The sequence below is a fragment of the Methylobacterium sp. CM6246 genome (assembly GCF_054818005.1).
Map to the genome: position 1 here is coordinate 1,204,886 of NZ_JBTXKY010000001.1, position 13,612 is coordinate 1,218,497.

General features: G+C 70.2%; 13 protein-coding genes. 12 read left to right on the forward strand and 1 reads right to left on the reverse strand.

Annotation, left to right across the window (positions count from 1 at the left end):
• The first annotated feature begins 391 nt into the window (after positions 1 to 391).
• A complete protein-coding gene (locus ACYQPG_RS06100; RefSeq protein WP_461230536.1) occupies positions 392 to 2,305 on the forward strand; it encodes a PAS domain S-box protein in 1,914 nt (637 codons plus the stop codon).
• 1 nt (position 2,306) lies between these two features.
• The gene (locus ACYQPG_RS06105) at positions 2,307 to 2,969 is read left to right on the forward strand and encodes an HAD hydrolase-like protein (protein ID WP_461230537.1); all 663 of its coding nucleotides are present in this window, start codon (positions 2,307 to 2,309) and stop codon (positions 2,967 to 2,969) included.
• A 143-nt stretch (positions 2,970 to 3,112) separates the two neighbouring features.
• On the opposite strand, the gene ACYQPG_RS06110 is transcribed toward ACYQPG_RS06105, so the two are convergent.
• A complete protein-coding gene (locus ACYQPG_RS06110) occupies positions 3,113 to 3,610 on the reverse strand; it encodes an outer membrane protein assembly factor BamE (protein ID WP_147857231.1) in 498 nt (165 codons plus the stop codon).
• A gap of 191 nt (positions 3,611 to 3,801) precedes the next feature.
• On the opposite strand from ACYQPG_RS06110, the gene ACYQPG_RS06115 reads away from it, so the two are divergent.
• The 10 genes from ACYQPG_RS06115 to ACYQPG_RS06160 all read left to right on the forward strand — a co-directional run bounded on the left by ACYQPG_RS06115 (position 3,802) and on the right by ACYQPG_RS06160 (position 13,608).
• Positions 3,802 to 4,359, forward strand: a complete 558-nt coding sequence (locus ACYQPG_RS06115) for a ubiquinol-cytochrome C chaperone family protein (RefSeq protein WP_147908467.1) — start codon at positions 3,802 to 3,804, stop codon at positions 4,357 to 4,359.
• Positions 4,356 to 4,871, forward strand: coding sequence for a YceD family protein (locus tag ACYQPG_RS06120; RefSeq protein ID WP_238261464.1), 516 nt, complete (start codon positions 4,356 to 4,358; stop codon positions 4,869 to 4,871). The genes ACYQPG_RS06115 and ACYQPG_RS06120 overlap by 4 nt, the downstream gene beginning before the upstream one ends.
• A gap of 419 nt (positions 4,872 to 5,290) precedes the next feature.
• The gene (gene plsX / locus ACYQPG_RS06125; protein WP_147857119.1) at positions 5,291 to 6,325 is read left to right on the forward strand and encodes a phosphate acyltransferase PlsX; all 1,035 of its coding nucleotides are present in this window, start codon (positions 5,291 to 5,293) and stop codon (positions 6,323 to 6,325) included.
• A 298-nt stretch (positions 6,326 to 6,623) separates the two neighbouring features.
• Positions 6,624 to 7,616 carry a beta-ketoacyl-ACP synthase III gene (locus tag ACYQPG_RS06130; protein ID WP_147908465.1) on the forward strand — a complete coding sequence of 331 codons (993 nt, stop codon included), beginning with the start codon at positions 6,624 to 6,626 and terminating at the stop codon, positions 7,614 to 7,616.
• 217 nt (positions 7,617 to 7,833) lie between these two features.
• Complete coding sequence (locus ACYQPG_RS06135) at positions 7,834 to 8,163, forward strand: integration host factor subunit alpha (protein WP_147908464.1); 330 nt, start codon at positions 7,834 to 7,836, stop codon at positions 8,161 to 8,163.
• 156 nt (positions 8,164 to 8,319) lie between these two features.
• Entirely contained in the window at positions 8,320 to 8,805 is a 486-nt protein-coding gene (locus ACYQPG_RS06140) for a MerR family transcriptional regulator (RefSeq protein ID WP_147908463.1), read from the forward strand.
• Between the two features lie 95 nt (positions 8,806 to 8,900).
• Positions 8,901 to 9,320 (forward strand): hypothetical protein, encoded by a 420-nt coding sequence (locus tag ACYQPG_RS06145; RefSeq protein ID WP_147908462.1) that lies wholly within the window; start codon positions 8,901 to 8,903, stop codon positions 9,318 to 9,320.
• 160 nt (positions 9,321 to 9,480) lie between these two features.
• Positions 9,481 to 9,936: a 4-aminobutyrate aminotransferase gene (locus ACYQPG_RS06150; RefSeq protein WP_147940118.1), complete on the forward strand. Its 456-nt coding sequence runs from the start codon at positions 9,481 to 9,483 to the stop codon at positions 9,934 to 9,936.
• 228 nt (positions 9,937 to 10,164) lie between these two features.
• Positions 10,165 to 12,117, forward strand: a complete 1,953-nt coding sequence (locus tag ACYQPG_RS06155; RefSeq protein ID WP_461230539.1) for a PrkA family serine protein kinase — start codon at positions 10,165 to 10,167, stop codon at positions 12,115 to 12,117.
• 189 nt (positions 12,118 to 12,306) lie between these two features.
• Positions 12,307 to 13,608, forward strand: a complete 1,302-nt coding sequence (locus tag ACYQPG_RS06160; protein WP_461230540.1) for a YeaH/YhbH family protein — start codon at positions 12,307 to 12,309, stop codon at positions 13,606 to 13,608.
• The last annotated feature ends 4 nt before the right edge of the window (positions 13,609 to 13,612 follow it).

Genomic DNA, 13,612 nt, shown 5'->3' on the forward strand with positions numbered 1-13,612 from the left:
TGCCGTCTCGATCGACAGGCCAACGCCGGCCGCGTGGACCGCCTCGTCATTCCGGGGCGCCGCAGGCGAGCCCGGATTGCAGGGTCACCGACGGCGCAAGGCCTCGCGATGTCGGCGGATCCGGATCCCGGGCCCCGGCATGGCGCAGCGAACCGCGCGCGTCCCCGCGACGATCAAGCCGGCCGAAAACGGGCGCGGTCCATACGGAATGGTGCAGAGTCCGGGCGCCGCGCCGACGCCGGGTGGATCAGCCGCCCCAGGGCGGCGATGTCGCCGACCCGACTGCGCGGGCCGGTGAAGCGAATACCCCGCCGCGCACCCTGATACGGGGCCTTAATACGCGGCCATGCCTATGCAGCCGCCCGTCGCGCGCCTATGTGAGCGCCAGACCATGGATGTGCCGCCCCCCAATTCACGCGCGGACCGCGAACCGACCGACCGGCGCTGGAGCAGAGCGGACCGGCTGGCGGAACTGCACGACCTCGCCATCCTCGATAGCGCGCCCGAGCCGCTCTACGACGACCTCGTCCGCATCGCCGCCCATGTCTGCCGGGCGCCGGTGGCCCTGGTCAGCCTGGTCGATGCCGAGCGGCAATGGTTCAAGTCGGAATTCGGCCTCGGCCAGCGGGAATTGCCGATCAACTGCTCGGTCTGCGCCCACACGATCGAGGCCGGCGACTGCCTCATCATCCCGGATCTCGCCGACGACCCGCGCACCATCGACAACCCGCTGGTGACCGGCGGGGCGGGCTTCCGCTTCTACGCGGGGGCGGTGATCCGGGGCGCGCAGGGCATTCCGCTCGGGGCACTCTGCGTCCTCGACCGGACGCCCCGGCCCGAGGGGCTCGACGCCGACCAGGCCGCCACGCTGTCCGCCCTGGCGCGCCAGATCTCGACGCTGCTCGAGAACCGCCGGACCCACGCCCAGGTCGCCGCCCGGGAGGCCGAGATCGCCGCCAGCGCGCGCCGCTTCCGGGTGATGACGTCGGCGATGCCCCAGATGGTCTGGACCACCCTGCCGGACGGGTTCCACGATTATTTCAACGACCGCTGGTACGAGTTCACCGGCATGCCGTACGGCTCCACCGATGGCGAGGGCTGGAACGGCGTGTTCCATCCGGACGACCAGGAGCGGGCCTGGACCCGCTGGCGCCATTCCCTGAAGACCGGCGAGCCTTACGAGATCGAGTATCGCCTGCGCCATAAAGACGGCGCCTACCGGTGGACGCTGGGCCGGGCCATGCCGATCCGCGACGCGGAGGGGCGGATCGAGCGCTGGTTCGGGACCTGCACCGACATCGACGACCTGAAGCAGGCGGAGGCCGAGGCGCGCAAGCTCGCCGCCATCGTGGAGACCTCCAAGGACTTCATCGGCCTCTTCACCCTGGACGGCGCCGTCACCCATCTCAACGAGGCCGCGCTGGCGCTGGTCGGGCTGCCCGACCTCGCCGCCGCCCGCCGGCACCGGATGGAGGATTTCTTCGGCGACGACAGCCGCCGGGTGCTGACCGGGACGGTGATGCCGGCGGTTCGCCGGAGCGGTTACTGGGAGGGCGAACTGGCCTTCCGGCATTTCGGCACGGGCGAGCCGGTGGCCGTGCTGTACAACATCTTCCCGGTGCGCGACCCGACCGGGGCCGAGATCGGCTACGCCACCGTCACCCGGGACCTGCGCGAGGCCAAGCGCGCCGAGGAGGCCCGCGACCTGCTGATCCGCGAGCTGTCCCACCGGATCAAGAACATCTTCGCGGTGGTGGGCGGCCTGGCGGCCCTCACCGCCCGCAGCGACCCGGCGGCCAAGCCGTTCGCGGCGGCCTTCCGCGAGCGGCTCGGCGCGCTCGCCCGGGCCCACGAATACGTCCGCCCGCATTCCCCCGACAGCGCCCCCGAGGTCGAGGGCCAGACCGTGCTCGGGCTGATGCGCCTGATCATGGCCGCCTACGAGGAGGACGGCCGGGCGCGCGTCGCGATCTCCGGGGACGATGCCGCGATCGGCGAGCGCACCGCCACCGCGCTCGCGCTGATCATGCACGAGCAGGCCACCAACGCGATGAAGTATGGCGGGCTCTCCACCAAGGCGGGCGGCGTCACGCTGAGCGGGCTGCGCGACGGCGCCCGCTACACCCTGACCTGGGCCGAGTCCGGCGGGCCCCCGGTCACGCAAAAGCCCTCCCGGAAGGGATTCGGCACCGTGCTGGCCGAGCGCAGCGTCGCGGGGCAGCTCGACGGCGTGCTGGAGCACGATTGGGCGCCGGGCGGGCTGCTGATGCGGCTCAGCATGCCGCTGGCCAACCTCCAGCACTGAGATGGCGCGCAGCCCCGGCGGGGCCGGGCCCGCGCTCGTGGTGCTCGATTTCGACGGCACCCTCGCGGACAGTTTCGGCTGGTTCTGCTCGGTCCTGAACGGCGTCGCCGACCGCTACCGCTTCCGCCGGGTCGAGGCCCACGAGGTCGAGGCGCTGCGGCTGCAGGGCGCGCGGGCGATCGTGGCCCATCTCGGCATCCCGCGCTGGAAGCTGCCCTTCATCGCCCGGCACATGCACGCGCTGGCCGCCCGCGACGCCGGTGCGATCGCGCTGTTTCCCGGGGTGCCGGAGATGCTGGCCGACCTCGCGGCGGCGGGGGTGCCCCTGGCGATCCTGTCGTCGAACCGCGCCGACACCGTCCGCCGGGTGCTCGGCCCCGAGAACGCGGCCCGGATCGACGCCTATGCCTGCGGCGCCTCGCTGTTCGGCAAGGCCCGGAGGCTGCGGGCGCTGCTGGCCCACCGGAAGGTCGCGCCGGAGCGGGCCCTGTGCATCGGCGACGAGGTCCGCGACCTGGATGCGGCCCGGGCGCTCGGCTGCCCGTTCGGCGCGGTGGCCTGGGGCTACACCGATGCGGGCGCGCTGGCGGCGCTCGGGCCGGAATACCTGTTCGCCGAGCCGGCAGACATCGCCCAGCTGGTGCGGCGACGCGAATTGGTCTGAGACAAGTCAGGTTCAAAAGGTCTGCGACCTTTTGCGGGTGCAGGGCAGAGCCCTGCGGCAGAGCCCCGCTCTGGGTGCTCAGGGGCTCCGCCCCCGAACCCCGTCAAAGGGCTGAGCCCTTCGGAAACCCCTGACGCTCGTTCTTACAGGCCGCGGTTGGCGCCCGGGACGACGCTGGTGCCCTTGCCGGAGCCGAACGGCTCGTAGCGGGTCAGGCCGCGGAACAGCTGGCTGAGGAACGCCCGGTCGGCGCCGCTGGTCGGCGTGGTGCGCTCGATGAAGTCGAACACCCGGCCGTCTTGCAGGCCGTAGAGCGCCACCCGCTCGACCTTGAAGCCGGGGGTGAAGTAGACCGCCGTGACCTTCTGGTCCTCGACCTGCTCGCCCAGGAACATGATCGTCCGGCTGGTGTTCTGCGAGATGTAGTACCAGGACTTGTTGCCCACCGTAGAGACCGTCGACGGCGTGCCGAGGATCTGCAGCACCTGCTCGGGGGCCATGCCGGGCTTGATCGTGGCGAGCGCCGCCTGGTCGATCTGGTAGCCGTGGCGGAGCTCTTCGCCGACGCAGCCGGCGAGGCCGGCACCCGCGAGGCCGATCAGGGCGAGGCGCGCAAAGGACTGGACGAGACGGCGCCGCATCGGGCCCCCAAAGAGCGTGTTGACGGACGAGCGACGCAGGCCGCCGCCGGTCCATGTCTCCGACGGCGCTTGCGCCTTGGGCGTGGGTTGCCGTACCGCGGGGATATGGCTTTGACAAGGCAAGCTTGGCCACACGCCCCGGCCGCCCGATGCCGCCGCGGCCCGGCATCGCCCTTCTTTCGGAGGCATCCATGATCGCCGCGCTGTTCCGGCGCGATGGCGCGCGCCGCCGCGCCGTCGAGGGGCTGCACGCGGCCATCAGCCTGGCGGCGCGCCGGCCGGGCCTCTACACGGGGCTCGCCGTGCCCGACACCGTGGAGGGCCGGTTCGAGGCCCTGTGCCTGCACGTGATCCTGGTTCTGCGCCGGCTGAACCGGTTGCCGGCCCCGGCGGCCGACGTGGCGCAGGACTTGGTCAACGCGGTCTTCACCCAGCTCGACGCGGCTTTGCGCGAACTCGGCGTCGGCGATATGGGCGTCGGCAAGCGGATGAAAAAACTCGGTGCCGCCTTCTACGGCCGGGCCACGGGCTACGATGCTGCGCTCGACGCCCGCGACGACGCGGCCCTGCGGGTGGTGCTCGCCCGCAACGTGCTCGGCGGGGAGGGCGACCCGGCGGGCCTCGCCGCCTACGTGCTGGCGGCCGATGCGGCGCTGGCCGGGGCCGATCTCGACGGGCTGCTCGGTGCCGGGCCGCCCTTTCCGGAGCCGGACGCGTTCGCGCCGGCCCCGACCGGAGACAGGACATGAGACACCGTACGGGCCCGGAGAGCGGGCCGCTTTCCCGCTGGGTCAATGTCGAGCGCCTGCCGCAGGGGCGGGGCGCCGTCACCGTCGAGGCGAGCCAGGCCGAGTGCGACGCGCTCGCGGCCGACTTCAAGATCCCCGCCATCCGCGACCTGGTCGGCCGCTTCGACATCTCGGGCTCCACGAACCGGATGACCGTCACCGGCACGGTCGAGGCCGTGGTGACGCAGGTCTGCACCGTCAGCCTCGAGCCGTTCGAGGGCCCGGTCCGCGAGCCGGTGGAGGTCGTCTACACCGACACCGACCAGCTCGCCGGCACCGACGCCGAGGACGTCGAGGTGCCCGACCCGCTGGTCGGCGGCCGGATCGACTTCGGCGCGCTCACGGCCGAATTCCTGGCGCTGGGCCTCGATCCCTATCCGCGCAAGCCCGGCATCGCGTTCGAGCCCGTGGTGGCGGGCGAGGATGCCGGCCCCTTCGACGCGTTGCGCCGGCTCCGCGACGGGGAGGGCTGAGGCCGTCCGGCTCGGCGCTGTCAACAGTCGGGTCGCTGCGCGAGAGGGAAGAATCGGGCGTTCGGTTTCCACCAAGAGGAATCTCCAACCTACGCCCTCATCCTGAGGTGCCGGAGCGCAGCGGAGGCCTCGAAGGAGCCCTCCAGCCGGCCGCGCGATCCCTGGAGATCTCCTTCGAGGCTCGCTGCGCTCGCACCTCAGGATGAGGGGGGTGGACGGGATCGCTCGCAGAAGCAGAAGCCCCCCGCAGAGCCCCGCTCCGGCCCGCCCCGAAACAATTGCCTGACCCGTCCGGCCCGAATTCATTTGCCCGGCGGGCCTGTATCGCTATGGTCCGGCGCGCCCGGCGGGCGGCCCTCGTCCGTCCCGCCGCCGTTCCCGCCGCCGTTCCCCCTGCCGAGACCGCGACCCGCAAAGACATGTCCCAACGCGTGTGCATCTCGCTCGACGCCATGGGCGGCGACCACGGGCCCTCGACCGTCGTGCCCGGCGCCGCCCTGGCCCGCGAGCGCCATCCCGACATGACCTTCCTGCTGTTCGGCGACGAGGCGGTGATCGCCCCGCTGGTCGCCAAGGAGCCGCGGCTGAAGGACTGCGTCGAGATCCGCCACACCACCGTGGCCGTGGCCATGGACGACAAGCCCAGCCAGGCGGTGCGCCAGGGCCGCGGCAAGTCCTCGATGTGGCAGGCGATCCAGGCGGTGCGGGACGGGCAGGCCGATGCCTGCGTGTCGGCCGGCAACACCGGCGCCCTGATGGCGATGTCGAAGATCTGCCTCAAGACCATGTCGGGCATCGAGCGCCCGGCCATCGCGTGCCTGTGGCCCACCGTGCGCGGCGAGAGCGTCGTGCTCGACGTCGGCGCCACCATCGGCACCGATGCCGAGCACCTGGTCGAGATGGCCGTGATGGGCTCGGCCATGGCCCGCATCGTGTTCGATCTCGACAAGCCGACCGTGGGCCTGCTCAACGTCGGCACCGAGGAGATGAAGGGCAACGAGGCGGTCAAGGAAGCCGCGCGGCTGCTGCGCGAGATGGAGAGCACGCGGCTGACCTATCACGGCTTCGTCGAGGGCACGGATCTCGGGCGCGGCACCGTCGACGTGGTCGTGACGGAAGGTTTCACGGGAAACATCGCGCTCAAGACCGCCGAGGGCACCGCCAAGCAGATCGGCAGCTACCTGCGCTCGGCCATGACCCGGACCCTGTCGGCCAAGATCGGCGCGCTGTTCGCCCGGCAGGCGTTCAAGGCCCTGAAGGACAAGATGAATCCGAGCCGCGCCAACGGCGGCGTGTTCCTCGGGCTGGAGGGCATCGTGATCAAGAGCCACGGCTCGGAGAACGCGCAAGGTTTCGCCGCCGCGATCGATCTGGCGCACGACATGGCCCGCCACGATATGATCCGCACGATCCGCGAAATGCTCGACCAGACGGCGGTCCTGGCGCCGGCTTGATTCTCTGTCTTCGGCCGTGGCGTCTCCCACTACGCCCGAACCTCCTCCCCGTCATACCTGGCTCGCCCGGGAATGACGGTGTGATCGGTGCTCGCGAGGTTGCTCCTCCGGTCACCGAACGTGGCCGGGGCGGCCCTGGACGATCTGCGATCGTGCGTGCGGCCGGACCGCTGTCCACGCGCGTGCCGCGTTGGCCGGATCCCTATCTCGGCTCCGCGTGTTCAAACGGATGGAATTCGGACGTCCGGGGCGACACAACTGAGAATTGTGACGCCTGCGCCGTCCGGGAAGGAAAGCGATGTCAGCCCTCCGCACAGAGTCTCCGCAGGCGCCGCGCTCGGTGGTGGTCGGGACCGGGTCGAGCCTGCCCGCGCAGGTCGTCACCAACGCCGCCCTGACTGAGCGGGTCGACACCTCGGACGAATGGATCGTCCAGCGCACCGGCATCCGCCAGCGCCACATCGCCGACGCGAGCGAGACCACCTCGGTGCTCGGCGCCCGGGCCGCGCAGGCCGCCCTCGACGATGCCGGGCTCACCGCCGACGACATCGACCTGGTGATCTGCGCGACCTCGACGCCGGACCACACCTTCCCGGCCACCGCCACCCAGATCCAGGCGGCGCTCGGCATCCACCGGGGGGCGGCCTTCGACCTGCAGGCGGTCTGCGCCGGCTTCGTGTTCGCGGTCTCCACGGCCGACAAGTTCCTCACCACCGGCTCGGCCCGCCGGGCCCTGGTGATCGGGGCGGAGACCTTCTCGCGCATCGTCGACTGGGAGGACCGCACCACCTGCGTGCTGTTCGGCGACGGGGCCGGGGCGGTGGTGCTGGAGGCGCGGGCCGATGCGGGCGAGCGCGGCGTCCTCTGCGCCAGCCTGCGCTCGGACGGGCGGCACCGGGACAAGCTCTACGTCGATGGCGGGCCCGGCTCCACCGGCACCACCGGGCGCCTGCGCATGGAGGGCCGCGAGGTGTTCCGGTTCGCGGTCGGGCAGGTCACCGACGTGATCGCGGACGCGTTCGCGCAGGCCGGGATCACGGCCGCCGACCTCGACTGGTTCGTGCCGCACCAAGCCAACCGCCGGATCATCGAGGCCTCGGCCGACAAGCTCGGGATCGCGCGGGAGAAGATCGTCCTGACGGTGGACCGCCACGGCAACACCTCGGCCGCGTCGATCCCCCTGGCCCTCGACGTGGCCCGGCGGGACGGCCGCATCCAGCCCGGCGACCTCGTGATGATCGAGGCGATCGGGGGCGGCTTCAGCTGGGGGGCGGCGCTGATCCGCTGGTGACGCGGCACGGCCTCAGGTAGGCCGCGCCCGGCGCCGAAGCCGGCGGCCGCCATCCGTCGGGAGGCGCGGGGCCAATTCGTCCGCCCCGCGCGGTTGACCGGGCGGCGGACGCAGATTAGCGTGCCGGATCATAGGGATACACCTTCAGCTCACGGTGCGGCGAGGTTCGTCGCGCCCGTGGGCTGCCGGATGAGAACAGCAGGCGAGGGGACACGGCATGGCAGGCAAGACGGTGACGCGCGCCGACTTGAGCGAGGCCGTCTACCACCAGGTGGGCCTGTCGCGGACCGAATCCGCCGCCCTGGTCGAGACCGTGCTGTCGGAGATCTGCGGCTGCCTGGCGGGGGGCGAGACGGTCAAGCTTTCCTCGTTCGGCTCGTTCGTGGTCCGCAGCAAGGGCAAGCGCGTCGGCCGCAACCCCAAGACCGGCGTCGAGGTCGCGATCGAGCCCCGCCAGGTGATGGTGTTCAAGCCCTCCAACGTCCTCAAGGCCAAGATCAACGGCCAGGCGCTCAACGGCGCCGACGGGTCGGACGACGACGATTGAGCGGGGACCGCCCTACCGCGCAGCGGGGGGCGGGCGACGCGCGCTAAGCGGATGTCGTTCCGGCGCGGCAAACTTTATCGCTTCAACCCTCGGTAAGGCTTGAGCCCGGCCCCGCGGACCGGCAAGATCGCCGTCGTCCCGCCGCATCAGATAACCATGCCCCCAGCCCTCGCCGCCGACGTGCCCCTCGAACCGATCGGCGCGAAGAGCGCCGGCGCCTTCCGGACCATCGGCGAGGTCTCCGAGGAGCTCGACGTGCCCCAGCACGTCCTGCGGTTCTGGGAGACGCGATTCGGCCAGATCCGCCCGGTGAAGCGGGCCGGCGGCCGGCGCTACTACCGGCCGCAGGACGTCGAGCTCGTGGCCGGCATCCGGCAGCTCCTGTACGTGCAGCGCTACACCATCGCGGGCGCGCAGCGGGTGCTCAAGGAGAACGGCATCCGCTTCGTCCAGGCGGTCGGCCGCGGCGAGGCCCGGGCGGCCGAGCCCCGGATCCAGGAGGTCGAGGACGCCCCCGAGGCGACCATGCAGGACCTCGCCGACACCCCCGACCGGGCGGCCCTGCGGGACGTGCTCGACGACCTGCAGGCCTGCCGGGCACTGCTCGACGCCCTGCGCCGGCCCTACGACCGCGACGTGTAGCGTTCCCGCGGCATCTCGCCGATTGGTTGAGGATGCCGCGCACGCATCTTGCGGCGCGGGCGGACCTTCCGGCCCCAAACCGCGTTGTTGCCCGCATGGCCGTGCCAAAACCCAAGCTGTCTCCCAGCCAGGAACTGATGGCCCGCATCATGCGGATCGTCCGCACCTGCCCGGAGGCCGCCTCCGAAGTCCTCGAACTGATGTTCCTGGTGAGCCAGATCGAGGCCGCCACCAACGTCGACCGGGAGTACCGGGACGCCAAGCGGGTGATCAGCCGCCTGCGCAACCCCCTGTGGGAGATGGGGCCGCCCGACCGGGAGAAGCTGCTCGCCGCCGCCGAGACGATCCGCCGGGTCTGCCGCCTGCCCGAGGACCAGATCCCGCCGGTGCCGATCGCCGATGCCGGCGAGCGCGCCCGGGTCGAGGCCCGGCTCGCTGCGGCCCTCGCCGGCGAGTTCGATGCCGCGCAGATCGCCCGGGTCACGGGCGTCGTCGCCGCGGTGCTGCAGGAATAGGACCGGTTCCGGAAAAGATTCGGTCCGACAGCCGGACCCGGAGCGGGGCATCGCTCGGAAAAACCCTCGACGGCCGTGCTCGGCGTCCCCACATGACTCCTCGACCGATGGCAGGGGAACCGGACATCCGGCCCCGGATCGGCACCGGAGTGACGCCGCCATGACCGCCCTACGTCCGCTCGCCGCGCTGCTCGCAGGCGGCCTGATCCTCGCCGGGACGGCGCAGGTCCCGGCCTTCGCCCAGACCACGGTGACCCGCTCCAAGACGGTGGCGCCCGGCAAGACCGTGCGGCTCGAGATCGCCCCGAACCTCAAGAAGGATTGCAGCCCCGGCCCGATGCCGGAGTTCAAGGTCTCGGGCGCGCCCAAGAACGGTTCCGTGATCACCAAGGTCGGCAAGCTGAAGACCCCGGCGAGCTACCGCTGCCCTAACAAGGAGGCCGCCGTGCAGGCGCTGTTCTACCAGCCCAACACCGGCTTTACCGGTTCGGACGAGGTGACGTTCGAGGTCAAGGGCGCCGACGGCCAAGTCCAGACTCACAATATCAAGATCACGGTCGGGGCCTCCGGATCAAAATCCGGCGACGATGCCAAGAAAGAAGGCACGGATCTCTAAGCAGAGGCAGGAAACCCTGGCGCGTGCATAGTTTTTCATCCTAAAATGCCCGCTCAAAGGAGATCGAAATCAACGTTCGACCACGTCGAGGCCAGGTTTTGGCCAGACGAGTGTTGCAAGCAATCGACAGGCCCGCGGCGCGTTCGCCGCGCTGCGACAAAAGCGGGCCTGTCGGTTGCATCCGAGCCAAGACAGGATGAAGCTGTCAGGGTCTGAGAGGGTTATCGAATGTCGATGCATGCGACGAACGACCTTTTCCAGAGCTTCGCCCGAGGGTACGAGGCGCGCCGCGATACGGAGATGACGCTCTCCGAGTATCTCGAAGCCTGCCGCGACGAGCCGCTGATGTATGCCTCGGCCGCCGAGCGTATCCTGGCGGCGATCGGTGAACCGGAATTCGTGGACACCGCCAAGGATTCGCGCCTCGGCCGGATCTTCATGAACCGGACGATCCGCACCTACCCGGCGTTCCGCGAATTCTACGGGATGGAGGAGACGATCGAGCGGATCGTCTCGTTCTTCCGCCACGCCGCGCAGGGGTTGGAGGAGCGCAAGCAGATCCTCTACCTGCTGGGCCCGGTCGGCGGCGGCAAGTCGTCCCTCGCCGAGCGCCTCAAGGCGCTGATGGAGGTCCACCCGGTCTACGTGCTCAAGGCCGGGGACGAGGTCTCCCCGGTGTTCGAGAGCCCGCTCGGGCTGTTCGATCCCGAGACGATGGGCGACGAGATCCAGAAGCGCTACGGCGTCCCGCGCCGGCGGCTCACCGGGCTGATGAGCCCCTGGGCGCTCAAGCGTCTCGACGAGTTCAACGGCGACATCTCGCGCTTCACGGTGATCAAGGTCCGGCCGTCGCGGTTGCGTCAGATCGCCATCGCCAAGACCGAGCCGGGCGACGAGAACAACCAGGACATCTCCTCGCTGGTCGGCAAGGTCGACATCCGCCGGCTGGAGACCCTGTCCCAGGCGGATCCCGATGCCTACTCCTACTCGGGCGGTTTGAACCGGGCGAACCAGGGCGTCCTCGAATTCGTCGAGATGTTCAAGGCGCCGATCAAGATGCTGCACCCCCTGCTCACCGCGACGCAGGAGGGCAACTACGTCGGCACCGAGAATATCGGCGCGATCCCGTTCACCGGCATCATCCTGGCGCACTCGAACGAATCCGAGTGGCAGACCTTCAAGGCCAACAAGAACAACGAGGCCTTCATCGATCGCATCTACGTGATCAAGGTCCCGTACTGCCTCCGGGTCGCGGAGGAGCAGCACATCTACGAGAAGCTGATCTCCGGCTCGGAACTCTCGGACGCGGCCTGCGCCCCCGGCACCCTGGAGATGCTGGCCCGGTTCTCGGTCCTGTCGCGCCTGCGCGAGCACGCCAATTCCAACGTGTTCTCGAAGATGCGGGTCTACGACGGCGAATCGCTCCGCGAGGTCGATCCGCGCGCCCGCTCGATGCAGGAATACAAGGACACCGCCGGCGTCGACGAGGGCATGGACGGGATCTCGACCCGCTTCGCCTTCAAGGTGCTGGCCGCCACCTTCAACCACGACACCACCGAGGTCTCGGCCGACCCGGTGCACCTGATGTACGTGCTGGAGCAGTCGCTGCGCCGCGAGCAGCTCCCGCCCGAAACCGAGAAGAAGTACCTGGAATTCATCAAGACCGAGCTGGCCCCGCGCTACGCGGAGTTCATCGGCCACGAGATCCAGAAGGCCTACCTCGAATCGTACCACGATTACGGCCAGAACCTGTTCGACCGCTACATCGACTACGCCGATGCCTGGATCGAGGATCAGGACTTCAAGGACGCCGAGACCGGCCAGCTGCTGAACCGCGAATTGCTGAACCAGGAACTGACCAAAATCGAAAAGCCCGCCGGGATCGCCAACCCGAAGGACTTCCGCAACGAGGTGGTGAAGTTCGCCTTGCGCTCGCGCGCCCAGCACGGGGGCCGCAACCCGAGCTGGACCAGCTACGAGAAGCTGCGCGAGGTCATCGAGCGGCGGATGTTCTCCCAGGTGGAGGAGCTGCTGCCGGTGATCTCCTTCGGCTCGAAGAAGGACGGCGACACCGAGAAGAAGCACGGCGAGTTCGTCGAGCGCATGGTGGCGCGCGGCTACACCGAGCGGCAGGTCCGCCGCCTGGTGGAATGGTACATGCGGGTGAAGCAGGCCGGCTGAGGGGCGGGGGCCCGGCGGAGGGGAATCCGACCGGGCCCGGTTTCGACCCTCCGCCGCCACAGTTTCGGACGACCGGCCGGCGAGGCTCTCGGGCCTGCTGCGAAAGAGGGATCCATCCCTCCCTGAACAGCATGGTACGACACGGGGCCCGACCCGGCCGGAACACGCGGACGAGGGTTTTCGCAGCGTATGCACATCGTCGACCGACGCCTGAATCCCGGGGGCAAGAGCCTCCCCAACCGGCAGCGCTTCCTGCGCCGCGTGAAGGACGTGGCCCAGCGCGCCGTGCGCGAATCCGCCCGCGAGAAGGACATCAAGGATCTCGGCAAGGACGGCCGGGTGACGGTGCCCGCCGACGGCGTGCGCGAGCCGCGGTTCTCCCGCCAGCCCGGCACCGGCCTGCAGGACCACATCCTGCCGGGCAACAAGACCTACGTGGAGGGCGACACGATCGAGCGGCCCCCGGGCGGCGGCGGCGGTCGCGGCTCCGGCGAGGGCGGGGACGGCGGCGAGAACAGCGAGGACGCGTTCCGCTTCGTGCTCACCCGCGAGGAGTTTCTGGAGCTCTTCCTCGAGGATCTGGAGCTTCCGGATCTGGCCAAGCGGCGCCTCGCGGTGGTCGAGACCGAGGGGCTGCGCCGGGCCGGCTACACGGTGACCGGCTCGCCCGCCAACCTCGCCCTGACCCGCACCCTGCGCAACTCGATGTCGCGGCGCATCGCCCTCAAGCGCCCCAAGCCCGAGGAGGTCGCGGCGCTGGAGGCCCAGCTCGCGGGGATGCGCGACTCGGACCCGGGCCGGCCGGACGTGGAACGCGCGCTGCTGAAGTTGCGCGAGCGCGCCAAGCGCATCCCGTATGTCGACCCGATCGACCTGCGCTTCCGCCGGTTCGAACCCTATCCGCGGCCGATCGCGCAGGCGGTGATGTTCTGCCTGATGGACGTGTCCGGCTCGATGACCGAGCACATGAAGGACCTGGCCAAGCGGTTCTACATCCTGCTCCACATCTTCCTGACCCGCCGCTACCGGCACGTGGAGATCGTGTTCATCCGCCACACCGACCGGGCCACCGAGGTGGACGAGGAGACCTTCTTCGGCTCCCGGGAGACCGGCGGCACGCTGGTGTCGTCGGCGCTGGTGGAGATGAAGCGGGTCATCGCCGAGCGCTACGACCCGAACGACTGGAACATCTACGCCGCACAGGCCTCGGACGGCGACAACGTCTCCTCCGACGGCCCGACCTCGACGGAGCTGCTGCGGGCCCACATCCTGCCGGCCTGCCAGCACTTCGCCTACCTGGAGGTCGGCGACGAGAACGGCCCCCGGGCCGGCTTCGTGGAGCACCGCACCACCCTGTGGCGGACCTACGAGGCGATCGCCAAGGCGGGCGGCCCGATCGCCATGCGCAAGGTCAACCACCGGCGGGAGATCTACCCGGTCTTCCGCGAGCTGTTCGGCCGCAAGGACGCACGGGCCGAGGCGGAGGCGTGACGGG

Excerpts from the sequence above, each read along its gene's own strand:
- ACYQPG_RS06100 (WP_461230536.1), top strand. The coding sequence starts at position 392 with ATGGATGTGCCGCCCCCCAATTCACGCGCGGACCGCGAACCGACCGAC.
- ACYQPG_RS06105 (WP_461230537.1), top strand. The coding sequence starts at position 2,307 with ATGGCGCGCAGCCCCGGCGGGGCCGGGCCCGCGCTCGTGGTGCTCGAT.
- ACYQPG_RS06110 (WP_147857231.1), bottom strand. The coding sequence starts at position 3,610 with ATGCGGCGCCGTCTCGTCCAGTCCTTTGCGCGCCTCGCCCTGATCGGC.
- ACYQPG_RS06115 (WP_147908467.1), top strand. The coding sequence starts at position 3,802 with ATGATCGCCGCGCTGTTCCGGCGCGATGGCGCGCGCCGCCGCGCCGTC.
- ACYQPG_RS06120 (WP_238261464.1), top strand. The coding sequence starts at position 4,356 with ATGAGACACCGTACGGGCCCGGAGAGCGGGCCGCTTTCCCGCTGGGTC.
- plsX (WP_147857119.1), top strand. The coding sequence starts at position 5,291 with ATGTCCCAACGCGTGTGCATCTCGCTCGACGCCATGGGCGGCGACCAC.
- ACYQPG_RS06130 (WP_147908465.1), top strand. The coding sequence starts at position 6,624 with ATGTCAGCCCTCCGCACAGAGTCTCCGCAGGCGCCGCGCTCGGTGGTG.
- ACYQPG_RS06135 (WP_147908464.1), top strand. The coding sequence starts at position 7,834 with ATGGCAGGCAAGACGGTGACGCGCGCCGACTTGAGCGAGGCCGTCTAC.
- ACYQPG_RS06140 (WP_147908463.1), top strand. The coding sequence starts at position 8,320 with ATGCCCCCAGCCCTCGCCGCCGACGTGCCCCTCGAACCGATCGGCGCG.
- ACYQPG_RS06145 (WP_147908462.1), top strand. The coding sequence starts at position 8,901 with ATGGCCGTGCCAAAACCCAAGCTGTCTCCCAGCCAGGAACTGATGGCC.
- ACYQPG_RS06150 (WP_147940118.1), top strand. The coding sequence starts at position 9,481 with ATGACCGCCCTACGTCCGCTCGCCGCGCTGCTCGCAGGCGGCCTGATC.
- ACYQPG_RS06155 (WP_461230539.1), top strand. The coding sequence starts at position 10,165 with ATGTCGATGCATGCGACGAACGACCTTTTCCAGAGCTTCGCCCGAGGG.
- ACYQPG_RS06160 (WP_461230540.1), top strand. The coding sequence starts at position 12,307 with ATGCACATCGTCGACCGACGCCTGAATCCCGGGGGCAAGAGCCTCCCC.